The sequence below is a fragment of the Bradyrhizobium elkanii USDA 76 genome, from assembly GCF_023278185.1.
Lineage (GTDB): Bacteria > Pseudomonadota > Alphaproteobacteria > Rhizobiales > Xanthobacteraceae > Bradyrhizobium > Bradyrhizobium elkanii.
This window is the reverse complement of sequence record NZ_CP066356.1, coordinates 8,316,477-8,337,905: the sequence shown is the minus strand read 5'-3', so window position 1 is coordinate 8,337,905 and position 21,429 is coordinate 8,316,477. Positions and strand designations below refer to the sequence as shown.

The window sequence follows — 21,429 nt, the reverse complement described above, 5'->3', positions numbered from 1 at the left end:
CGAGGCTAGGGCCGCGATCCCGCTTACAATCAAATTCGGTGGTTATGGGTCCTGGCTTTCGCCAGGACGACAGCGTTAGAGGCCGCGCGCGAATGCATCTTCCTTCCCTGACCAACTACGACTCCTACCGCGCCTGGCGCGGCGACGCGTCGCGCTGGCTGCCGGTCGCGCGTGATATTGCTGATGGCCACGGGCTGTCGTGCGTCGCGCCGCATGTGTTCTCGACCGGCACCAATCTCGTGATCGCGCTGGACGACGGCCTGATCCTCAAGCTCTTCCCGCCGTTTCTGCGTCCGCAATTCGTGTCCGAGCGCGGCGCGCTCGCGGCGTTGCGCGGACGGCTTGGCATTCCGATTCCCGACCTCATCGCGGAGGGCGAACGTGACGGCTGGCCCTATCTCGTCATCACGCACCTCGCCGGCACCGTCGGCTCGGAGGTGTGGCCATCGCTGCCGGAAGCCGAGCGGGAGCGTGTGCTCGCCGAGATCGGGGCCGTGATTGCCGAGGTGCAGCGCGTGCCGCCCGGCAGCCTGCTCGCGCTCGAGCCGCGCTGGGAGGCCTTCATGCGCGCCCAGATCGCGCAGTGCCGGGCGCGGCACGAACGGCTCGGCCTGCCGGCGAAATTCCTCACCTCGCTCGACGATCTCTTGCGCGACGCCACTGAGTTGATTCCGATGAGCGCGCCGCCGGTGATCCTGACCGGCGAATACATCCCGGAGAACTTTCTGCTCGGACGCCGGGCCGACGGCTGGCACGTCGCCGGCCTGTTCGACTTCGGCGACGTCCGGACGGGGTGGGGCGAGTACGACCTGCTCGGCCCCAGCGCCTTCATGGCCGCCGGGCATCCGCGCCGGGTCCGCAGCCTGTTCGAGGGTTTCGGCATCTCGCGCAATGACGTGACGTTCACGCTGAAGCGGCGGCTGATGGCGCTCATGATGCTGCACTCGGCCAGCGATCCGCTTCGGCATATCTGCATCGCGGGCTGGCCGGACCGGGTTGATGACTTCGTGCAGTTGCAGGAGTTGATCTGGCCCGACTAGCTCTCTTCAGCGCGCGACATCCATTGTCGGCCACAAAGCAAGCAGGAGCCATTTCCTGCTCATATCTTGAGCATATAGCCTGTCTTTGTATGCAATTGACGATCTGAGATTTTGCCCGACCGGGATACCGGTCGGCGTTTTCTCCCGCCTCGGCAAGGCATTAGCAGGACATAAGCTTTCGTTAAGGATTGGCACAATCCTTGCGATCTGAGTTCCAAGGCCGTTTCCCAAGGCGTTGGAGCATCACATGAAGCGTCGCGATTTTCTTAAATCGGTGTCCGGGCTGGCAGCGGGCGCCTTGGCGCCGACCGCGCCCGCGATCTGGTCGCCGGCCAAAGCCGACGCGCGCTCCGAGACGCTGCTGATCGTTTCCGAAGGCGGTCCCAACAATCTCGACATCCACGGCGTCGGCACCAATGTGCCGGGCTACGAGGTGTCGTGGAATTGCTACGACCGCCTGATCAGCCACGAGATGAAGAGCGGTCCGGGCGGCGTGCCCTATTACGACCGCGACAAGTTCAAGGGTGAGCTCGCCGAGGACATCAACATCGGCGACATGTCGGTCACCTTCAAGCTGCGCAAGAACGCCAAATTCCACGACGGCACGCCGGTCACTGCGAAGGACGTCAAATGGTCGCTCGATCGCGCCGTCTCTGTCGGCGGCTTCCCGACCTTCCAGATGAGCGCGGGCTCGCTGACCAAGCCCGAGCAGTTCGTGATCGTCGACGACACCACGGTGCGCGTCGACTTCCTGAAGAAGGACAAGCTGACGATCCCCGATCTCGCTGTCATCGTGCCCTGCGTCGTCAATTCCGAACTCGTGAAGAAGAACGCCAGCGAAAAGGATCCCTGGGGTCTCGAATTCACCAAGCAGCAGACCGCGGGCTCCGGCGCCTACAAGGTGACCAAGTGGACCGCCGGCACCGAAGTCGTCATGGAACGCAACGACGATTGGGTCTGCGGTCCGCTGCCGAAGATCAAGCGCGTGATCTGGCGCATGGTGCCGCAGGCCGGCAACCGCCGAGCGCTGCTCGAGCGCGGCGACGCCGACATCTCCTATGAGCTGCCGTTCAAGGACTTCCAGGAGATGAAGGCGAACGGCAAGCTCAACGTGGTGTCGCTGCCGTTCTCCAACGGCATCCAGTATATCGGCATGAACGTGACCAAGCCGCCGTTCGACAATCCCAAGGTGCGGCAGGCGATGGCCTACGCGATGCCGTATCAGAAGATCATGGATGCGGTGCTGTTCGGTCTCGCCAACCCGATGTTCGGCGCGGCAAAGGACAAGCCGACCGAGGTCGCCTGGCCGCAGCCGACCAAATACTACACCGACATGGAGAAGGCCAAGGCGCTGCTCGCGGAGGCCGGCTACGCCAATGGTTTCGAGACCACGATCTCGTTCGACCTGAATTTCGCTGGAGTCAACGAGCCGCTCTGCGTGCTGGTGCAGGAGAGCCTCGCGCAGCTCGGCATCAAGACCACGATCAACAAGGTGCCCGGCGCCAACTGGCGCACCGAGCTCACCAAGAAGGAAATGCCGCTGTTCACCAACGTGTTCTCGGGCTGGCTCGATTATCCCGAGTACTTCTTCTACTGGTGCTATCACGGCAACAATTCGATCTTCAACACGATGAGCTACAAGTCATCAGAGATGGACAAGCTCATCGACGGCGCGCGCGTCGCTGCCGCGAATGGCGATACCGCGGCCTATGATGCCGACGTCAAGGGCTTCGTCGATCTCGCCTTCGCCGACATCCCGCGCATCCCGCTCTATCAGCCCTTCGTCAACGTCGCGATGCAGAAGAACGTGACCGGCTACCAATATTGGTTCCACCGCCGCCTCGACTATCGCGCGATGACGAAGGGGTGAGGCGGTGACAAGCGCGCGCGACGCACTCGCGTGTGTCGACCTCGTTAGTGAGGCGAGCACGCTTCTCAGGCTCCCTCTCCCGCTCGCGGGGGAGGGCGGGGTGGGGGTGATTCCACATTGGGAATCCCTGCGTGGAGAGAGCCCCCACCCGCCGCGCTCTTCGAGCGCGTCGGCCTCCCCCGCAAGCGGGAGAGGCGAAGTAAGCCAGCCGATCAGCTCGTGCGCCCCATATGTGATTGCCCTGCCTTGTGGGGGAGGGAGCCCTCGCAGTCCCGTTGTGGCCTGCGATAGAGCTGAGATCGCGCCATGCTGACCCTGATCGGCAAGCGGCTGCTGTTCGCGATCCCTTCGCTGATCGGGGTCGTGATTGTGACGTTCCTCTTGACGCGCGCGCTGCCGGGCGATCCCGCAGCGTATTTCGCCGGCCCCGCGGCGACGAAAGAAGCGGTCGATCAGATCAGGAAGAAGCTCGGCTTCGACAAGCCGCTGATCGAGCAGTTCGTCCGCTACACCAGCGATCTCGCCCACGGCGATCTCGGCACATCGCTCACCACCGGCCAGCCGGTGGCGGCCGAGCTGCGCAACCGCCTGCCGGCGTCGGCCGAACTCACGCTGCTCGGCCTTGTCGTCTCCATCGTGATCGCGATCCCGCTCGGCGTGCTGGCGGCGACGCGGCCGGGCTCCTGGATCGACCATCTCTGCCGCGTCACTACCACGGCCGGCGTGTCGCTGCCGGTGTTCTTCACCGGGCTCGTGCTGGTCTATCTGTTCTATTTCCGGCTCGGCTGGTCACCGGCGCCGCTCGGCCGGCTCGACGTGTTCTACAGCGCGCCGCCGACGGTCACCGGCTTCTATCTCGTCGACACGCTGATCGCGCGGGACTTCGAAGCGTTTCGTTCCGCGCTCAGCCAATTGATCCTGCCGGCGGTGACGCTCGCGATCTTCTCGCTGGCGCCGATCGCGCGGATGACGCGCGCCTCGATGCTGGCGGTGCTGGCGTCCGACTTCGTCCGCACCGCGCGCGCCAGCGGCCTGTCGCCCGGCAAGGTGATCGTCACCTATGCCTTCCGCAACGCAATGCTGCCGGTCATCACCACGCTCAGCATGGTGTTCTCGTTCCTGCTCGGGGCCAATGTGCTGGTGGAGAAGGTGTTCGCCTGGCCCGGCATCGGCTCCTACGCGGTCGAGGCGCTGATCGCATCCGACTTCGCGCCGGTGCAGGGCTTCGTGCTGACCATGGCGGTCATGTACGTGCTGCTCAATCTGATGATCGACATCCTCTACGGCGTGATCGATCCCCGCGTCAGGCTGGAGGGCTAAGCATGAGTACCGTAGCTCCGACCGTCGAACCCGCAGGCCCCGTCCGCACGTCGGGGCTTGCCGCAGCTTTTGAGCAGACCCGCTACGTCTTGAGCGAAAACAAGGTCACCGGCTTTGCCTTCGCGCTGCTGGTCCTGATCGTGTTTGCCGCGCTGTTCGGGCCGTATGTGGTGCCTTACGACCCGCTTGCCTCGGACACCGCGGCGGCATTGAAGCCGCCGTCCGCCGCGCACTGGTTCGGCACCGATCAGCTCGGCCGCGACATCTTCAGCCGCGTCATCGTGGCGACGCGGCTCGACACCTTCATCGCCGTCGCCTCCGTGGTGCTGGTGTTCCTGATGGGCGGGCTGGCCGGCATCGCCGCCGGCTATTTCGGCGGCTGGACCGACCGCATCGTCGGCCGCATCGCCGACACCATCATGGCGTTTCCGCTGTTCGTGCTGGCGATGGGCATCGTCGCGGCGCTCGGCAACACCGTGCAGAACATCATCATCGCGACCGCGATCGTGAACTTCCCGCTCTACGCCCGCGTCGCGCGCGCCGAGGCAAATGTCCGCCGCAACGCCGGCTTCGTGCAGGCGGCGCGGCTCTCGGGCAATGGCGAATACCGCATCCTGCTCGGGCACATCCTGCCGAACATCATGCCGATCATGATCGTGCAGATGTCGCTGACCATGGGCTATGCGATCCTCAACGCCGCGGGCCTGTCCTTCATAGGGCTCGGCGTCCGGCCGCCGACCGCCGAGTGGGGCATCATGGTCGCCGAGGGCGCCGGCTTCATGGTGTCTGGCGAATGGTGGATCGCGCTGTTCCCGGGCCTTGCGCTGATGATCGCGGTGTTCTGCTTCAACCTGCTCGGCGACGGCCTGCGCGACATCGTCGACCCGCAGCGGAGGACGTGATGCCTGTCCCGGTCCGGTGTCGTGCTACCGCTTCGCTCCTTTGCATGGGGTTGTTTTGCGGATTTTTGGATGACGCGCCCCGTGAGCGGAGGTGCGCATGACCGCCCAGCCGCTGCTCGACGTCAGCGACCTCACCGTCGAATTCACCACGCGCCGCGGCATCGTCAAGGCGGTGCAGCACGTCGACATATCCGTCGGCAAGGGCGAGACCGTCGGCATCGTCGGCGAGTCCGGCTCCGGCAAGTCGGTCACGTCCTATGCCGTGATGCGGATCCTCGACCGCGCCGGCCGGATCGCCGAGGGCTCGGTGATGTTTTCCGGCATCGACGTCAAGGCGGCGACCGAGAGCCAGATGCGCGATCTGCGCGGCCGCGAAGTCTCGATGATCTTCCAGAACCCGCGCGCCGCGCTCAATCCGATCCGCAAGGTCGGGCACCAGATCGAGGACGTGTTGCGCCAGCATGTGCAGCAGGCGCAGGTCACCGATCGCGGCGAGACGGCGATCGAGGCGCTGGAGCAGGTCAAGATCGCGCGCGCACGCGAGCGCTACCACGCCTATCCGTTCGAGCTGTCCGGCGGCATGTGCCAGCGCGTCGTCATCGCGCTCGCGCTGGCCTGCAATCCGCAGCTTCTGATCGCCGACGAGCCGACCACCGGGCTCGACGTCACCACCCAAAAGGCGGTGATGGACCTGATCGTCGAGCTGACCCGGCGCCGGGCGATGTCGACGATCCTGATCACGCATGACCTCGGCCTTGCCGCCGCCTATTGCGACCGCGTGGTGGTGATGGAGAAGGGCCGTGTGGTCGAGACCGCTGTCTCGGCCGACATCTTCGCCGCGCCCCAGCACGCCTACACCAGGAAGCTGATGCGCGCGACGCCGCGGCTCGGGGTGTCGCTGCGGGATCTGTTGCCGGAGGAAGAGGCGAACTCGCCGCGACAAACCTCCGTCAAACCCGGGGGTGACGAGCGAACACAGCCCCTCCTATCAGTCGAAAAGCTCGTCAAGGAATATCCGCGCCAGGGCGCGGGCGGGGTGCTCGCAAAGCTGTTCGGGCGCAAGCCGCCGGTCGAGGAGGAGATCTTCCGCGCGGTCGACGGCATCAGTTTCCAGGTCGACCATGGCGAGAGCGTCGGGCTGGTCGGCGAATCCGGATGCGGCAAGTCGACGACGTCGATGATGGTGATGCGGCTGCTGGATCAGACTTCCGGCCGCATCATGTTCGACGGCGAGGACATCGGCGGCATCGCGCCGCAGTCCTTCGCGCGGCTGCCGCGGCGCAGCCAGATCCAGATGGTGTTTCAGGATCCGACCGACAGCCTCAACCCGCGCTTCACCGCGGCGCGCGCGATCGCGGACCCGATCATGCAGCTCGGCGACATCAGTGGGCGTGATGCGCTCCGCGACCGCTGCGAGGAGCTCGCGCGGCTGGTCGGTCTGCCGGTCAATCTGTTGGACCGCTTCCCGCACCAGCTGTCCGGCGGCCAGAAGGCCCGCGTCGGCATCGCGCGCGCCATCGCGCTGCACCCGAAGCTCGTGATCCTCGACGAGCCGACCGCGGCGCTTGATGTCTCGGTGCAGGCGGTGGTGCTCAATCTGCTGCAGGACCTCAAGCAGTCGATGGGCATGAGCTATTTGTTCGTGTCGCACGACCTCAACGTCGTGCGCCTGCTGTGTGATCGCGTCATCGTGATGCGCGCCGGCCGCATCGTGGAGCAGGGCACATCCGAACACGTCTTGGGCAATCCGCAGGATGCCTATACAAGGGAACTGCTGACGGCGATCCCGCATCCGCCGCTGCCGGTGTCTTGACGCATGATCCGGAAAAGTAGGAACCGGTTTTCCCTGCGACAAACGCGAAGCGTTTGCGCGGAGATCATGCGCAAAATCGTTATTGGGAGCGAAATGACCGATCATCTCGACGACTATATGAACGCCGTCGCCCGCGCGATGGCGTTGCCGCTGGAGGACGCCTGGCGTCCCGCGGTGCGCGCCAATCTCGACGTCTCGCTGCGGCTGGCGCGGCTGGTCGATGACTTCCCGCTGCCGGACGACGTCGTGTCGGCTGCCGTCTATTCGACCTGAGATCGCGATGTCCGAAACTTCTGCTTCCATGTCGGCCGCCGAGATCGCGCAGGCCGTATCGAGCCGCAAGATCACGGCTCTTGCCGCGACCGAGGCTGCGCTGGCGCGGATCGCGGCGCATGACAAGGTCCTCAACGCCTTCACCGACGTCACCGTCGATCGCGCGCGCGCCAGGGCCAGCGCGATCGATGCCGCGATCGCCGCAGGTCAACCGGTCGGCCCGCTGGCCGGCGTTCCGTTCGCGGTGAAGAACCTGTTCGATGTGCAGGGTCTTCCGACCCGCGCCGGCTCGAAGATCAACCGCGACCTGCCGCCGTCGCCGCGCGACGCGACGCTGATCGAGCGGATGGAGGCGGCCGGTGCAGTGCTGGTCGGCGCGCTCAACATGGGCGAATACGCCTACGACTTCACCGGCGAGAACGTGCATGACGGCCCGTCGCGCAATCCGCATGATCCGGCGCGGATGACCGGCGGCTCTTCCGGGGGCTCCGGCAGCGCCGTCGGCGGCGCGCTGGTGCCGATCGCGCTCGGCTCCGATACCAACGGCTCGATCCGCGTGCCGTCGTCGTTCTGCGGCACGTTCGGCCTGAAGCCGACCTACGGCAGGCTGTCGCGCGCGCGGTCCTATCCGTTCGTCGCCAGCCTCGATCATCTCGGCCCGCTGGCGCGCAGCGTGAAGGATCTCGCGCTTGCCTATGATGCCATGCAGGGACCTGACGCCGATGATCCGGCCTGCATTGTGCAGTCCCTCGAGCCGACCTTGCCGTTGCTTGCCAATGATATTGGCGGGCTGCGGGTCGCGATCGCCGGCGGCTATTTCCAGCAGAATCTGTTTCCGGAGGCGGCAGAGGCGGTCGCGCGTGTCGCGAAGGCGCTCGGTGCCACGCGGACCGTGGAGCTTCCCGAAGCGGCGCGCGCCCGTGCCGCGGCCTACATCATCACCACGACCGAGGGTGCCGCGCTGCATCTCGATCACCTGCGCAAGCGTCCCAACGATTTCGATCCGGCCGTGCGCGACCGTCTCATTGCGGGCGCGATGATCCCGGCGGTCTATGTCGACAAGGCGCAGAAATTCCGCCGCTGGTATCGCGCCAGGGTGCTGGAGCTGTTCCAGTCGGTCGACGTGATCCTGGCGCCGGCGACGCCGTGCACCGCGCCGAAGATCGGCCAGGCCAATTTCACGCTCGACGGCGTCGAGCTTCCGGTGCGCGCCAATATCGGCATCCACACCCAGCCGATCTCCTTCATCGGCCTGCCGGTGGTCGCCGTGCCGGTGCCGCTTGAACCGATGCCGATCGGCGTGCAGATCATCGCGGCGCCCTGGCGCGAGGACGTCGCGCTGCGGGTCGCCTACGCGCTCGAACAGATGGGCGTTGTGGCCGCGCCAGCGCCGAGAGGGATCTAACATGGATATCGATCTTCCCGACGTCGTCGCCGAGGTCACCGCGCAGTTCCAGCGATATGAGAAGGCGCTGGTCTCGAACGATGTTGCCGTGCTCGACGAGCTGTTCCGCGACGACCGCCGTACGCTGCGTTACGGCATCGGCGAGAATCTCTATGGCTATGCCGAGATCATGGCGTTTCGCGCAGGACGCTCGCCGGTCGGGCTGATGCGCAAGATCGAGCGGACCGTGATCACGACCTATGGCCGCGACACCGCGATCGCCTCGACGCTGTTCTACCGGGACAGCGCACCGGGTAGGGTGGGGCGGCAGATGCAGACGTGGATTCGTTTCCCCGAGGGCTGGAGAATCGTCGCGGCCCATGTCAGCGTCATCGATGAACCCAAAGGTGCTTGAAGGGCGCTCGAGGATGAGCCTGGACGATCTGCCGCAGGGTGCAGAATCCGAGATGACGGTGCGCCGCATCGACCGTCCGTCATCGCTGGTCGACAAGATCACCCGTGCCGAAGAGCTGCGGCTGCAGCTTGCCGACGAGATCGTGCGCGGCACGCTGCCGCCGGGCGCCGGGCTCGACGAGACCGACCTTGCGCGGCGATTCAACGTCTCGCGCACCCCGGTGCGCGAGGCGCTGCGGCAGCTTGCTGCCAGCGGCCTGATCGATGCCCGCGCGCATCGCGGCGCCGTGGTGGCGCGGCCCTCGCTTGAACGGCTCACCGGCATGTTCGAGGCGATGGCCGAGCTGGAGGCGATCTGCGCCGGCCTCGCCGCCGAGCGGATGACGCCGGCGGAGCGCCACGCGCTGGAAGCGATCCACGAGGAATTGCGGGTGTTGAGCTATACCGGCAATCCCGAGCGCTTCCACGAGGTCAATGAGCGCTTCCACAACGCGATCTATGCCGGCTCGCAAAACGCCTATATCGCCGAGATCACGCTGGCGACGCGGGTGCGCGTGCAGCCGTTCCGCCGCGCCCAGTTCCGCAACCTCGGGCGTTTGGCAAAATCCCACGCCGAGCACGACCGCGTCGTCGTCGCCATCATGCGCGGCGACAAGACAGGCGCCGCCGCGGCGATGCGCGCCCATATCGAGCAGGTGCGCGGGGAATACGAGACCTACGCGGTGTCGGTGTAGCTTCTTCTTACCTCTCCCCGCGAGAGCGGGGCGAGGTAGTGCACCGCCGGAGCGGCTAGGTCTTCGCCCTTTCCGCCATGAACGCCCGCCAGCCGCCATAGGATGAAATATCGCTCGCGCCATGGATCGCGGCGGGCTCGACGATGAAGCCCTTGGCTTGCCGGCCGTCGGCGAGCCTGATCGTGCCGATCGACAGCGGCGGCGGGATCGCGGCGACGAATGTTCCGAATGCTGCCGGTGACATCGCCCACAGTTCGAGCTTGATCGATGCGCCGGCACCGGCCTCGATGCGCAGCATGCCGGGCTTGGGCGGCGTGGTGTCGAGTGCGTAGAGCTTGTAGTCCGGTGCGGTGACCGCCTCTTCCAGCAGGCGCGCATCGAGCGTCGTCAGCTCGTGGTTCAGCGCCATGCCGGAGAGATGTGCGCCGACCACCGCGATGGTGATCTCACCGGAGCCGGTCTGCATCGGCGCGGCGGCGAGCGGCGGCTGCGGCAGTGAATTGGCGCCGAGTGCCAGTCCGGTGTCGGCATGGAAGACGCGGCCGATGCCGGCAAGCTCCGCGTCACGGCCGGCGGGAGCGAGCAGCGTGATGCCGAACGGCGCGCCGTCGGGCCGCATCGCGGCCGGCAGCGCCAGGCCGCACATATCGAGCAGGTTGACGAAATTGGTATAGGTGCCGAGCCGCGAGTTGAGCTCGATCGGATTGGCGAGCACGTCAGCGGTGGAATAGACGGTCGGAGCGGTCGGCAGCACGATCGCATCAAGGTGTGCGAGGCTGCGCTCGGCGACGCGGCGCAGCGCCTCGAGGCGGTACAGCGCCGAGAAGGTGTCCGCAGCGGTGGGGCGCGATCCGCCGACGGTGATCTCGCGCGTCACCGGATGGACCGCCTCGGGTGACGACGCCAACAGGTCGCGGATCACGAGATAGCGCTCGGCGACCCACGGGCCCTCATAGAGCAGCCGCGCGGTCTCATAGAACGGCGCGAGGTCGAACCCGACGAGGTCGGCGCCAAGCGCCTGCCAGCGCTTGCACGCCTCGCCATAGGCCTTCTCGGCCTCATGATCGCTGAAGAATTTCAGCTGGCCGCTTTGGGGAATGCCGAGCTTCAGCTTCGCCGGAAACGCCGCGAGCGGGGCCAGCGGCCGACCGCGCGAGAACGGATCGGACTGATCGGGCCCGGACATCACGGCGAGCGCCGCCAGCGCGTCGTCGACGGTGAGCGAGAAGATCGAGACGCAGTCGAGCGTGCGGCAGGCCGGCACGACGCCGGTGGTCGAGATCAGCCCAAGGCTCGGCTTGAGCCCGACGATGTTGTTGAGCATTGCCGGTACGCGGCCGCTGCCTGCAGTGTCGGTGCCGAGCGCAAGCGGCACGAGGCCCGCGGAGACCGCGACCGCGGAGCCCGAGCTCGATCCCCCCGGCACGAGATCGCCGCGCACCGGATTTTTGGGAATGCCGTAGGGCGAGCGCACGCCGACCAGGCCGGTGGCGAACTGGTCGAGATTGGTCTTGCCGATGATGATGGCGCCGGCCGCACGAAGCCTGGCGACCGCCGTGGAATCCTGCGCGGGCAGATAGGAGAACGCCGGGCAGGCGGCGGTGGTCGGCAGGCCCTTGACGTCGATATTGTCCTTCACCGCAACCGGCACGCCATAGAGCGGCAACGTCGGATCGGCGAGCCGCCCAGCCTCGGCAAGCGCATCCTTCTCGTCGCGCAGGCTGATGAAGATGGCGGGGTCGTTGTGCTCACGGATGCGCTGGTAGCTGCGCGCGACGGTTCGGGCCGGCGTCATGGTCCCGGCGCGGTGCGCGGCGACGATCGCGGCGACAGTTTCAGTCACGTCGTTGGCCTCATCTCGTGAGCGGGCGGCGTCGAACGCCATCCGCAAGGGAATTGCAGCCCGATCGAAGCAAGCAATGTGCCATTGTGTACAATTCGCCCGCGCCCGTTATGAGGCAGATTATTGCACAATATCAGTTGCTTGAAATGCTCGTCGGGAACGGGCGCCGGTTGGCTTGAGAGGTATCTGCCCAATTTAAAGGCAGGCCTGATCAAGCCGAAATCTCGTCGCGAGGTCAGGTGAAGCAGGCCAGGATCTGCAGCAGCTGCTCGCGATTTTCCTTGCCGATCTTCTCGGCGACGTGCCGCTCATGCTCGGCGGCGAGCCGCTTGAACCGCGCCAGCGCGGCCTTGCCGCGCGCGGTCAGATGCAGCGCATGGGAGCGGCGGTCGGTCGCGGAGGGGACGCGGCTGACGAAGTCGCGTGCTTCGAGGCTGTCGAGCAGATGCACCAGCCGCGCGCGCTCGATCCCGAGCCGCTTTGCCACCGCCATCTGGCTGAGGCCAGGATTGGCCCCGATCACGGTCATCACCGAATACTGGGTTGGGCGGATATCGACCGTCGCCAGCGTCTTGATGAAGTCCTGAAAGATCCAGAGCTGGAAGCGCCGCACCGCATAGCCGGCGTGACCGACCAGCGCGTCGAGGCCGATGTCGTCGCCGGCCTCGCCACTGCGCGCCCCGCCATTTGCTCTGTGCGACCGGGGGCGGCGGGTTGCCACTGCCGTTCCTGCCGCCTTGCGCGATGTCTTTTGCTGGCTTGCCATGACCGCAAGGCTAGCGCGGTCGAGGCGGGAGGGAAAGATTGTTGTTGACGACAACAATTGATGTCCGCAACATTATGATCAAAGAGCCCGGCCGGGACCGCGGCGCCGCACCATGTTGCGGCGCGGTCCCGATAAGACATGGGTGACAAGACCTGGGCGACAAGACCTGGGTGACAAGACTGGGCGAGGAGGAAACCATGACGATGGCCGCCGCCAGCGGAGACAATCCGAGCAGCCTGTTTGCGACGCCCGCGATCGTTGCGGCCAGCCGCAACGACGGCAGCATCCTGGTCCGCTCCACCACGCCGTTGAAGCAGGGCGCCCGCTGCGTCGGCGACTGGCTGGAGCATTGGGCGCGGCTGGCGCCGGATCGCATCTTCCTCGGCGAGCGCGCCAATGCCGAGGTACCCTGGAGCACCGTCAGCTATCGCGACGCGCTCGGCATCGTGCGGCGGGCCGCATCGTGGGTGCTGGCGCAAGGGCTGAGCGCTGAACGTCCGCTTGTCATTCTTTCCGACAACGGCATCGATCACGCGTTGTTCGCGCTCGCCGCGCAGCATGTCGGCGTGCCCTCGGCCGCGATCTCGCCGGCCTATTCGCTGATGTCCCGGGATTTCGACAAGCTGAAGGGCATGATCGAGTTGCTCGACCCCGGCGCGATCTATGCCACGAGCACAGGGCCGTTCGCGGCGGCGCTTGCCGCAATCAAGCCGCTGCATCGCGCAACCATCGTCAGCGGCAATCCCGACGCATTGCCGTTCCGTGCCGTCGCTGCCACGCCGGAAGCGCTCGAGGTCGCCAAGGCGTTCGCGGCCGTGACGGCGGACACGATCGCAAAATTCCTGTTCACCTCGGGCTCGACAGGGACGCCGAAGGCCGTGATCAACACCCAGCGCATGCTGACCTCCAGCCAGCAGGCCAAGGCGCAGACCTGGACGTTCCTGGAGCAGTCGCGTGATGATCTGGTCATCCTGGACTGGCTGCCCTGGAGCCACACCTTCGGCGCCAACCACAATTTCAACCTGGTGCTGCGCAACGGCGGCACGCTCTATATCGACGGCGGCAAGCCGGCGCCCGGGCTGTTCGCGACCTCGCTGGCCAACCTGCGCAGCGTGGTGCCGACGGTCTATTTCAACGTGCCGCGCGGCTTCGACATGCTGATCGCGGCGCTGCGCACCGACGACGAACTGCGCAAAAAATTCTTCGAGGGCACCAAATTCGCCTTCTATGCCGGCGCGGCGCTGCCGCAGAATCTGTGGGACGCGCTGGAGGACTTGTCGCTGCGGACCGTCGGCCGCCGGCTGCCGATGGTGTCGGCCTGGGGTTCGACCGAGACCTCGCCGCTGGCGACCGATTGCCACTTCCTGGCAAAGCGCTCCGGCAATATCGGCGTGCCGATTCCCGGCACCGAGCTCAAGCTGGTGCCGTCGGGCGACAAGCTGGAGGTGCGGGTGCGCGGGCCCAACGTCACGCCGGGCTACTGGAAGGCGCCCGAGCTGACCGCCGAGGCCTTCGACGACGAGGGTTTTTACAAGATCGGCGACGCCGTCACCTTCGCGGATCCCGCATGGCCCGATCTCGGCCTGTTCTTCGACGGCCGGGTGGCGGAGGATTTCAAGCTCAATTCCGGCACCTGGGTCAGCGTCGGCACCTTGCGCGTCGCCGGCATCGCGGCGCTGGCGCCGCTCGCGCAGGACATCGTCGTCACCGGCCATGGCCGCGACGAGGTGCGCTTCCTGGTGTTTCCGAACCTCGCCGCCTGCCGTTCGCTGGCAGGCCTGCCCGAGAGCGCCGATGCGCGGGAAGTGATCGGCCATCCGGCGGTCCGTTCCGCGATCGGGCGGGGGCTGGCACGGCTCAAGGCGCAAGGTGGCCATTCCTCCGGCCACGCCACCCGCGCGCTGCTGCTGGCCGAGCCCGCCTCGGTCGACGGCGGGGAGATCACCGACAAGGGCTACATCAACCAGCGCGCCGTGCTGACGCGCCGCGCCGCAGCGGTGGCGGTATTGGAGGACGATGGGTCGTCCGAGGCGATCGCCTGCGCGGGCTGAGATTGGGGGTAGAAAAGGCGGACGTAAGGAAGGCACCAGCGGAAGGGTTCCCTCCCCCCTTGCGGGGGAGGGTTAGGGAGAGGGGTACCGCTTGCTCCGCTGCCGATTGAACACGAGGACACGCGTTCGTCGGTGAGCCAAGTCGTTGACGTGGCGTTGCGCAACGGCTCGAGTTGAGCCCGGGGCCACCCCTCTCCCCAGCCCTCCCCCGCAAGGGGGAGGGAGCCTGGGCGGCGTGCTCGCCTGACCTGATGGCGGCGTCACGTCCCTCCGCTTGCGACCCGACGACGCAGTGCATCATCTGTTTTTAGTTGCCCTAGCAACTAGTCTGTGCGAGTTTCCGCTCCCATAGAGACAGGGCCGGTCAACGGCCGCGCGTTTGGGAGGAGAATGTTGCGCAGCACGGCGCGAGCGGCACGCATGGAAGATCTGGCGAATTCCACGGTGGCGCAGCGCGCCGCCCGTGGCCCGGCTACGCGGTCAGGTCGTGCTTTGCCCGGTGACGGCGCCGAGATTCTCGTGCAGCCGGCGCAGCAGCTCGATCAGCACCTCGCGCTCGTCCTTTTTCAGGCACGCCAGCAGCCGCCGCTCGCGCTCCAGCGCCGCGACGATGACCTTGTCGTGGATGGCGCGGCCGCGCGCGGTCAGTGTGATCGAATGGGTGCGGCCGTCGTCCGGCGCGGTGCGGATGGTCAGCAGGCCGCGCTTCTGCAATGCCGCGAGGTTGCGGCTGACCGGTCCCTTGTCGAAGCCGATCACCTGGCAGATCCGGGAGGCGGGAATGCCCGGCTCGATCGCCAGTTGCGAGATGATCCGCCACTCGGTGACGTTGACTCCGAAATTCTTCTGGTAAAACGCGGTGGCGCTGTTCGACAGCTTGTTGCCGATGAAGGTGATGAACGCCGGCACATAGCGATCAAGGTCCAGCAGCGGGCCGTTACTGGCGTCTGCGGGATCGGCCGGTCTCGGCCGGCGGGGCTTTCGGGGGAGGGGCTGGCTGCTCATCTCTCAAATCATCGCTGCGAAACTGTTCGGGAGCAATAGATATGCGGCCCGTGTTGACAAGATCAAACCTCGGGAGGTCCCGATGACTGCAACAGAAGCTGCGTCCGTCCCGCATCTCGACGTCGATCCGTTCGCGCTCGAATTCTTCGCCGATCCATTCCCGACCCATGAGCGGCTGCGCGAGGCCGGGCCGGTGGTCTATCTCGACAAGTGGAATGTCTATGGCGTGGCGCGCTACGCCGAAGTCCATGCGGTGCTGAACGATCCCGCGACCTTCTGCTCCAGCCGCGGCGTCGGCCTCAGCGACTTTTCCAAGGAGAAGCCGTGGCGGCCGCCGAGCCTGATCCTGGAGGCCGACCCGCCCGCCCATACCCGGACCCGCGCCGTGCTGAGCACGGTGTTGTCGGCGACCGTGATGAAGCAGCTTCGCGGGCAATTTGCCGCCGCCGCAGAGGCCCGCCTCGACGCGCTGCTGGAGAAGCGCAGGTTCGACGCGATCGCGGACCTTGCGGAAGCCTATCCGTTGTCGATCTTCCCGGATGCGCTCGGCCTGAGGCCGGAAGGCCGCGAGCATCTGCTGCCCTACGCCAGTCTGGTGTTCAATGCCTTCGGCCCGCCGAACGAGCTCCGCAAGGAGGCGATCGAGCGCTCGGCGCCGCATCAGGCCTATGTTGCCGAGCAATGCCAGCGCGACAATCTGACCCCGGGCGGCATCGGTGCCTGCATCCACGCCCATGTCGATACCGGCGCCATTACCGCGACCGAGGCGCCGCTGCTGGTGCGCTCGCTGCTGTCGGCCGGTCTCGATACGACCGTCAACGGCATCGGCGCCGCCGTCTACTGCCTTGCCCGCTTTCCCGACCAGTTCCAGAAACTGCGCGACGATCCGACGCTGGCGCGCAACGCCTTCGAAGAAGCCGTGCGGTTCGAAAGTCCGGTCCAGACTTTCTTCCGCACCACGACGCGTGACGTCGAGCTCAGTGGAGCCAGGATCGGCGAAGGCGAGAAGGTGCTGATGTTCCTGGCCGCGGCCAATCGCGATCCGCGCCGCTGGGAAGCGCCCGACAGCTACGACATCACGCGCCGCACGTCCGGTCATGTCGGCTACGGTTCGGGCATCCATATGTGCGTCGGCCAGCTCGTCGCCCGTCTCGAAGGCGAGGTGATGATGGCGGCGCTGGCGCGTCGTGTCGCCAGGATCGACATCACCGGCGAGCCAAAGCGCCTGTTCAACAACACACTGCGCGGGCTCAGCAGCCTGCCGGTCGAGATCACGCCGGCCTGACGAGACATCGGGGCTGGCTGAGGAGCGAGGCAAGGGAGGGGAGACGATGAGGGGCTTCGGGGTTGGGCGATTTAGGATTGGACTTGCGCTGGCATTGGCCTGCGCCGCGGGGAGCGCACGCGCGGAGATTTCCGGCGACGTGGTCCGCGTCGGCGTGCTCAACGACATTTCCGGCATCTTCCAGGACACCAACGGCATGGGTTCGGTGGAAGCCGCGCGGATGGCCGCGGAGGATTTCGGCGGCGGCGGCAAGGGCATCAAGGTCGAGATCGTCTATGCCGATCACCAGAACAAGGCCGACGTGGGATCTGCGATCGCGCGCAAATGGCTCGATGTCGAAGGTGTCGACGCCATCGTCGACGTGCCGAACTCGGCGGTCGGGCTCGCCATCAACACCATCCTGCGCGATAGCCGGATGACGTTCCTGGCGTCGTCGACCGCGAGCTCCGATCTCACCGGCAAGGCCTGCTCGCCGAACACCATTCAATGGGTCAACGACGCCTGGGCCACCGGCAACACCACCGCGGCCGCGATGATGCAGCGCGGCGGCAAGGACTGGTATTTCGTGACCGTCGATTATGCGCTCGGCAAAGGCATTGAAGCCGAAGCGACGAACTACATCGAGAAGCACGGCGGCAAGGTGCTGGGCTCCAGCAAGCATCCGCTCGGCACCTCGGACTTCGCGTCCTTCCTGCTCCAGGCTCAGAGCTCGAAAGCAAAAGTGATCGGGCTCGCCAATGCCGGCGGCGACACCATCAATGCGGTAAAGCAGGCCGCCGAGTTCGGCATCCAGCAGGGCGGCCAGACCATGGTCGCTTTCCTGCTGTTCGTGAACGACATCCACGGCATGGGCCTGAAGGTGGCGCAGGGCCTGCAGCTGCTGGAAGCCTTCTACTGGGACATGAACGACGACACCCGCGCGTTCGCAAAGCGCTTCGCCGCGCGTCCCGGCATGAACGGCAAGATGCCGAGCGGCAACCAGGCCGGCGTCTATGCCGCGACGCTTGCCTACCTCAACGCCGTTGCCGCCACCGGCAGCGACGACGCCAAGGCGGTGGTGCCGCAGATGAAGACCTTCAAGGGCAAGGACAGACTGTTCGGCGACACCACGATCCGCCAGGACGGCCGCGTCATCCACCCGATGTATCTGTTCGAGGTGAAGAAGCCGGAGGAGTCGAAGTACCCCTACGATTATTACAAGCTGATCGCGACCATCCCGGCCGACCAGGCGTTCCGCCCGCTGGCCGACGGCGGCTGCTCACTGGTGAAGTGACGAGGGTGGCTGCCGCCCCGGTCTCGCGTTTCGCCTCGCCCCGCTTGCGGGGAGAGGCCGACGCGCACCGAACGATGCGAAGCATCGTCCGGAGCGCGGCGGGTGAGGGGGACTCTGCGCGAATTGTGCTCGTGGATGGAGCCCCTCACCCCAACCCTCTAAGAGCGAGCTTCGTTCGTCTCGACCCCGTAAGAACGGGGAGAGGGAGAAGAACCTACGCCGCCTTCGAACCCGCCACCTTCACCCGCGCCAGCATCTCGGCCGCCGTTATCACATGCGCGGTTGAGAACGCGAGGATCGTCAGCGTGGCACGGTGCACCTCCTCGGCGGACAGCGCGCCCTGGCCGACATCGGGATAGTCGAACGTGCCGGTCGCGTCCGACAGGAAGACGACCTTGTAATTGTGGAACATGGCGTCGCGCGCGGTGGCGTGGCAGCAGTTCTCGGTCGTGGTCCCCGAGATGATCACCGTGGTGATGCCCCATTCGCGCAGGATGAGATCGAGATCGGTGGCGAAGAACGCGCTGTAGCGGTGCTTCTTGATGACGTGCTCGCCGGGGGCGGGCGCGAGGTCGTTGAAGATCTCGACGCCCTCGGTGCCGTCGACCAGCGACGACCGGTCGGCGATCGGCGAATAGAGATCGTCATAGAGCCCCATGTCGCTGCCGTCGCGGCGATGCACATGCGCGGTGTAGATGACGCGGATGCCCTTGTCGCGGCAGGCCTTCAGGGTCTGCGCCAGCCGCGGCACCATGGCAGCGGCCTGGGCCGAACGCAGCTTGGCGCCCTCGGCCACGAAATCGTTCTGCATGTCGACAACGATCATGACGGTTCGCGCCGGATCGATGATGTCGCACTGGTAGCCCATATGATGCCTCCTCTCCTGGTGGGAGACGTTTTCTACACCAGCCGCGGCGGCCGTTCTTGGCTGCGCTGGCCAGCCGCTGGTCTCTGCTTGCCAGAACGGAGGGCTGGACGCAGAATATCCCGCTGCCGGGTTGGGCGGGAGCAAGGTCCGATGCAGACCCCAGATCACACAGTCGTCGCGCAAACGCTTGTTGCGCCGGGTGACAGTTTCGACCGCTGGCATCACGTCACCTGCCGCGAATTCTCGCTGACCGAATGCCGCCGCGTCGCCGACGAGGCGTTCCAGGCCTCGATCTCGATCCGCCATCTCGGCCCGCTTGCGATCAACGACATCTGGTCGTCGACGCCGGCCGCCGACCGCATCCGGGTGATGCGCAGCGCGAGCGACGTCCGCAGGGATCCGCGCGACTATTTCATGCTGTGGCTCACGCTGCGCGGCGAGGTCGGCTTTGCACAAGGCGGCCGCGACGTGCGCATGCGCCGGGGCGATCTGATGCTGCATGACCAGGCGCAGCCGTTCACGCTCGAATTCGCCCCGAGCGCGCGCGCGATCATGGTGTCGATCCCGCGGCCGCTGCTGCTCGCGCGCCTGCCGGATGCGCAGCGCCTGACGGCGCGGCGGGTCGGCAGCGCGTCGAAAGTGGGAGCGCTGGCGGGATCGCTGATCCGCCGGCTGACGCGGCTCGATGACGCGGCGGGACCGGCGGCGATACGGCTAGGCGCGGCGGCGCTCGATATTTTCGCGACGACGCTGCAGACCGAGCTGACGGACGAAGCGCCCCAGCGCGGCGACGAAAGGCTCATGCGGGTCAAGGCCTACATGTTGGCCAATCTCGACGATCCCGGGCTCGATCTCGATGCGATCGCCGCCGCGCAGAACATGGCCCCGCGCACGCTCAATCGCCTGTTCGCGCGTGAAGGCACGACGCCGATCCGCTGGCTGTGGCAGCAGCGCCTCGCCGGCGCCTATCAGGCGCTGGCCGAGCGGCGCTTCAGCCATGTCACCGACGTCGCGCTGAGCTTCGGCTTCAGCGACGTCTCGCATTTCAGCCGCGCCTTCAAGGCCGCGTTCGGCCGCTCGCCGCATCAGGTGATGGGGTGAGGGGCTGCGGTTTGATACAGATCGTGGCTCCGTCATCCTGAGGAGCGGCGAAGCGGCGTCTCGAAGGATCGACGGCCCCACTATCGCCGTTAGACGATCAACGCACACCAAGCGATCCGGGGCCGTGCATCCTTCGAGACGCGCCTGCGGCGCTCCTCAGGATGACGGAGCTAGTGCGTGCAAGCCGCCCTACTGCGCCACCTTGCTGCTGCCTTGCGTGATCAGCCGCGCGGCGCGCTGGTCGCGGGTGTGGATCCAGAGCCAGTTCATCGCCACCGCAATCCGATGGCGCACGCCGATCAGGAAGTAGATGTGGGCGAGACCCCAGATCCACCATGCCAGCGAGCCGCGCAGCTTGAGCCAGCCGAAATCGATCACCGCCTTCTTCTTGCCGATCTGGGCGAGGCTGCCGGCATGCTTGTAGCGGAACGGCGGCAGCGTCTTGCCGTCGAGCCGGGCCTTGATCAGCGCGGCGACATAGCGCCCCTCCTGCTTGGCGGCCGGCGCGATGCCGGGCACTGGATTGCCGTCGGGGCCCTTGATCGTGACGGTGTCGCCGATCGCGAAGACATCGGGGTGGCCCGGCACGGTGAGATCGGGCTCGACCTGCAGCCGATGGGCGCGATCGGCCGGCGCGTTCAGCCACTCGGCGGCGCGCGAGGCGCGCACGCCGGCCGCCCAGACGATGGTGCGCGCCTCCAGCCGCTTGCCGCCGAACACCACGCCGTCGGCCGAGCATTCGGTGACCGGCTCGCCCAGCATCACCTCGACGCCGAGTTTTTCCAGCGAGGCCTGCGCATAGGCCGAGAGATCGTCGGGAAATCCTGCCAGCACGCGCGAGCCGGCCTCGATCAGCACCACGCGCGCCTTGCGCGTGTCGATGTGACGGAAGTCTTGCGGCAGCGTGTCCTTGGCGAGGTCGGCGATGGTGCCGGCCATCTCGACGCCGGTCGGGCCGGCGCCGATGATGACGAAGGTCAGCAGCGCCGCGCGCTTGTCCGGATCGGTCTCGCGCTCGGCGCGCTCGAAGGCGACCAGGATGCGCCGCCGCAGCGTGGTCGCGTCCTCCAGCGTCTTCAGGCCGGGCGCGAACGGCTCCCATTCGTCATGGCCGAAATAGGCGTGGCGCGCGCCGGTGGCGAGAACCAGCGTGTCATAGGGAATGCTGCCGCCGTCGTCGAGCTGCACGCATTTCGCTGCCGCGTCGACGCCGCAGACATTGGCGAACAGCGTCGTCACCTCGGGCCGGTCGCGCAGCAGATACCGGATCGGCCATGCGATCTCGCTGGTGGCAAGCGAAGCGGTCGCGACCTGATAGAGCAGCGGCTGGAACAGATGGTGGTTGCGGCGGTCGATCAGCGTGATCTCGACCGGCGCCCCTGCGAGACCGAAGGCGGCTTCCAAGCCGCCGAAGCCGGCGCCGACGATCACCACGCGATGAGGTTTGGCCGGCGCTTGCGTCATCTGATGTCGCTCTCGGGTTCGAA

At 66.5% G+C, this 21,429-nt stretch carries 18 protein-coding genes; 13 read left to right on the top strand and 5 right to left on the bottom strand.

Annotated features, from left to right (window positions below):
• The first annotated feature begins 92 nt into the window (after positions 1-92).
• The 9 genes from JEY66_RS39500 to JEY66_RS39460 all read left to right on the top strand — a co-directional run bounded on the left by JEY66_RS39500 (position 93) and on the right by JEY66_RS39460 (position 9,750).
• On the top strand, positions 93-1,040 hold the full coding sequence (locus tag JEY66_RS39500) for an aminoglycoside phosphotransferase family protein (protein ID WP_016841545.1): 948 nt from the start codon (positions 93-95) through the stop codon (positions 1,038-1,040).
• A gap of 247 nt (positions 1,041-1,287) precedes the next feature.
• Positions 1,288-2,910 carry an ABC transporter substrate-binding protein gene (locus tag JEY66_RS39495; protein WP_026192151.1) on the top strand — a complete coding sequence of 541 codons (1,623 nt, stop codon included), beginning with the start codon at positions 1,288-1,290 and terminating at the stop codon, positions 2,908-2,910.
• Between the two features lie 306 nt (positions 2,911-3,216).
• Positions 3,217-4,230, top strand: coding sequence for an ABC transporter permease (locus JEY66_RS39490; protein WP_016841547.1), 1,014 nt, complete (start codon positions 3,217-3,219; stop codon positions 4,228-4,230).
• Between the two features lie 2 nt (positions 4,231-4,232).
• Positions 4,233-5,132, top strand: coding sequence for an ABC transporter permease (locus JEY66_RS39485; protein WP_026192152.1), 900 nt, complete (start codon positions 4,233-4,235; stop codon positions 5,130-5,132).
• A gap of 97 nt (positions 5,133-5,229) precedes the next feature.
• On the top strand, positions 5,230-6,945 hold the full coding sequence (locus JEY66_RS39480; RefSeq protein ID WP_016841549.1) for a dipeptide ABC transporter ATP-binding protein: 1,716 nt from the start codon (positions 5,230-5,232) through the stop codon (positions 6,943-6,945).
• 93 nt (positions 6,946-7,038) lie between these two features.
• Positions 7,039-7,218, top strand: a complete 180-nt coding sequence (locus JEY66_RS39475) for a DUF4089 domain-containing protein (protein WP_018269566.1) — start codon at positions 7,039-7,041, stop codon at positions 7,216-7,218.
• Between the two features lie 28 nt (positions 7,219-7,246).
• Positions 7,247-8,623 (top strand): AtzE family amidohydrolase, encoded by a 1,377-nt coding sequence (locus tag JEY66_RS39470; protein WP_018269567.1) that lies wholly within the window; start codon positions 7,247-7,249, stop codon positions 8,621-8,623.
• Between the two features lies 1 nt (position 8,624).
• Positions 8,625-9,017, top strand: a complete 393-nt coding sequence (hpxZ, locus tag JEY66_RS39465; protein ID WP_016845830.1) for an oxalurate catabolism protein HpxZ — start codon at positions 8,625-8,627, stop codon at positions 9,015-9,017.
• Positions 9,018-9,030: 13 nt separating this feature from the next.
• Positions 9,031-9,750: a GntR family transcriptional regulator gene (locus JEY66_RS39460; protein ID WP_018269568.1), complete on the top strand. Its 720-nt coding sequence runs from the start codon at positions 9,031-9,033 to the stop codon at positions 9,748-9,750.
• A 55-nt stretch (positions 9,751-9,805) separates the two neighbouring features.
• On the opposite strand, the gene atzF is transcribed toward JEY66_RS39460, so the two are convergent.
• Positions 9,806-11,593 carry an allophanate hydrolase gene (atzF, locus tag JEY66_RS39455; RefSeq protein WP_026192153.1) on the bottom strand — a complete coding sequence of 596 codons (1,788 nt, stop codon included), beginning with the start codon at positions 11,591-11,593 and terminating at the stop codon, positions 9,806-9,808.
• A 235-nt stretch (positions 11,594-11,828) separates the two neighbouring features.
• Positions 11,829-12,359, bottom strand: coding sequence for a MarR family winged helix-turn-helix transcriptional regulator (locus JEY66_RS39450; protein WP_016841122.1), 531 nt, complete (start codon positions 12,357-12,359; stop codon positions 11,829-11,831).
• A 203-nt stretch (positions 12,360-12,562) separates the two neighbouring features.
• Between JEY66_RS39450 and JEY66_RS39445 the strand changes: the two genes are divergently transcribed.
• Positions 12,563-14,410, top strand: a complete 1,848-nt coding sequence (locus tag JEY66_RS39445; RefSeq protein ID WP_018269570.1) for a feruloyl-CoA synthase — start codon at positions 12,563-12,565, stop codon at positions 14,408-14,410.
• Positions 14,411-14,890: 480 nt separating this feature from the next.
• Here the strand turns inward: JEY66_RS39445 and JEY66_RS39440 are convergent, their stop codons facing one another.
• On the bottom strand, positions 14,891-15,415 hold the full coding sequence (locus tag JEY66_RS39440) for a MarR family winged helix-turn-helix transcriptional regulator (RefSeq protein ID WP_016841121.1): 525 nt from the start codon (positions 15,413-15,415) through the stop codon (positions 14,891-14,893).
• 82 nt (positions 15,416-15,497) lie between these two features.
• On the opposite strand from JEY66_RS39440, the gene JEY66_RS39435 reads away from it, so the two are divergent.
• A complete protein-coding gene (locus JEY66_RS39435) occupies positions 15,498-16,700 on the top strand; it encodes a cytochrome P450 (protein ID WP_016841120.1) in 1,203 nt (400 codons plus the stop codon).
• 46 nt (positions 16,701-16,746) lie between these two features.
• Positions 16,747-17,973, top strand: coding sequence for an ABC transporter substrate-binding protein (locus tag JEY66_RS39430; RefSeq protein WP_038373743.1), 1,227 nt, complete (start codon positions 16,747-16,749; stop codon positions 17,971-17,973).
• Positions 17,974-18,187: 214 nt separating this feature from the next.
• Here JEY66_RS39430 and JEY66_RS39425 read toward each other — a convergent pair whose 3' ends face one another.
• Positions 18,188-18,841, bottom strand: coding sequence for an isochorismatase family protein (locus JEY66_RS39425; RefSeq protein WP_016841118.1), 654 nt, complete (start codon positions 18,839-18,841; stop codon positions 18,188-18,190).
• Between the two features lie 150 nt (positions 18,842-18,991).
• Between JEY66_RS39425 and JEY66_RS39420 the strand changes: the two genes are divergently transcribed.
• Complete coding sequence (locus JEY66_RS39420; protein ID WP_016841117.1) at positions 18,992-19,942, top strand: AraC-like ligand-binding domain-containing protein; 951 nt, start codon at positions 18,992-18,994, stop codon at positions 19,940-19,942.
• Between the two features lie 189 nt (positions 19,943-20,131).
• On the opposite strand, the gene JEY66_RS39415 is transcribed toward JEY66_RS39420, so the two are convergent.
• Positions 20,132-21,406, bottom strand: coding sequence for an NAD(P)/FAD-dependent oxidoreductase (locus JEY66_RS39415; protein WP_018269572.1), 1,275 nt, complete (start codon positions 21,404-21,406; stop codon positions 20,132-20,134).
• Between the last annotated feature and the right edge of the window lie 23 nt (positions 21,407-21,429).

Bases quoted from the DNA above. Each gene is read 5' to 3' on its own strand.
- JEY66_RS39485 (WP_026192152.1), top strand. From the start codon at position 4,233: ATGAGTACCGTAGCTCCGACCGTCGAACCCGCAGGCCCCGTCCGCACG.
- JEY66_RS39490 (WP_016841547.1), top strand. From the start codon at position 3,217: ATGCTGACCCTGATCGGCAAGCGGCTGCTGTTCGCGATCCCTTCGCTG.
- JEY66_RS39470 (WP_018269567.1), top strand. From the start codon at position 7,247: ATGTCGGCCGCCGAGATCGCGCAGGCCGTATCGAGCCGCAAGATCACG.
- JEY66_RS39495 (WP_026192151.1), top strand. From the start codon at position 1,288: ATGAAGCGTCGCGATTTTCTTAAATCGGTGTCCGGGCTGGCAGCGGGC.
- JEY66_RS39460 (WP_018269568.1), top strand. From the start codon at position 9,031: ATGAGCCTGGACGATCTGCCGCAGGGTGCAGAATCCGAGATGACGGTG.
- JEY66_RS39445 (WP_018269570.1), top strand. From the start codon at position 12,563: ATGGCCGCCGCCAGCGGAGACAATCCGAGCAGCCTGTTTGCGACGCCC.
- hpxZ (WP_016845830.1), top strand. From the start codon at position 8,625: ATGGATATCGATCTTCCCGACGTCGTCGCCGAGGTCACCGCGCAGTTC.
- JEY66_RS39430 (WP_038373743.1), top strand. From the start codon at position 16,747: ATGAGGGGCTTCGGGGTTGGGCGATTTAGGATTGGACTTGCGCTGGCA.
- JEY66_RS39450 (WP_016841122.1), bottom strand. From the start codon at position 12,359: ATGGCAAGCCAGCAAAAGACATCGCGCAAGGCGGCAGGAACGGCAGTG.
- JEY66_RS39440 (WP_016841121.1), bottom strand. From the start codon at position 15,415: ATGAGCAGCCAGCCCCTCCCCCGAAAGCCCCGCCGGCCGAGACCGGCC.
- JEY66_RS39480 (WP_016841549.1), top strand. From the start codon at position 5,230: ATGACCGCCCAGCCGCTGCTCGACGTCAGCGACCTCACCGTCGAATTC.
- JEY66_RS39415 (WP_018269572.1), bottom strand. From the start codon at position 21,406: ATGACGCAAGCGCCGGCCAAACCTCATCGCGTGGTGATCGTCGGCGCC.
- JEY66_RS39500 (WP_016841545.1), top strand. From the start codon at position 93: ATGCATCTTCCTTCCCTGACCAACTACGACTCCTACCGCGCCTGGCGC.
- JEY66_RS39435 (WP_016841120.1), top strand. From the start codon at position 15,498: ATGACTGCAACAGAAGCTGCGTCCGTCCCGCATCTCGACGTCGATCCG.
- JEY66_RS39425 (WP_016841118.1), bottom strand. From the start codon at position 18,841: ATGGGCTACCAGTGCGACATCATCGATCCGGCGCGAACCGTCATGATC.
- JEY66_RS39475 (WP_018269566.1), top strand. From the start codon at position 7,039: ATGACCGATCATCTCGACGACTATATGAACGCCGTCGCCCGCGCGATG.
- JEY66_RS39420 (WP_016841117.1), top strand. From the start codon at position 18,992: ATGCAGACCCCAGATCACACAGTCGTCGCGCAAACGCTTGTTGCGCCG.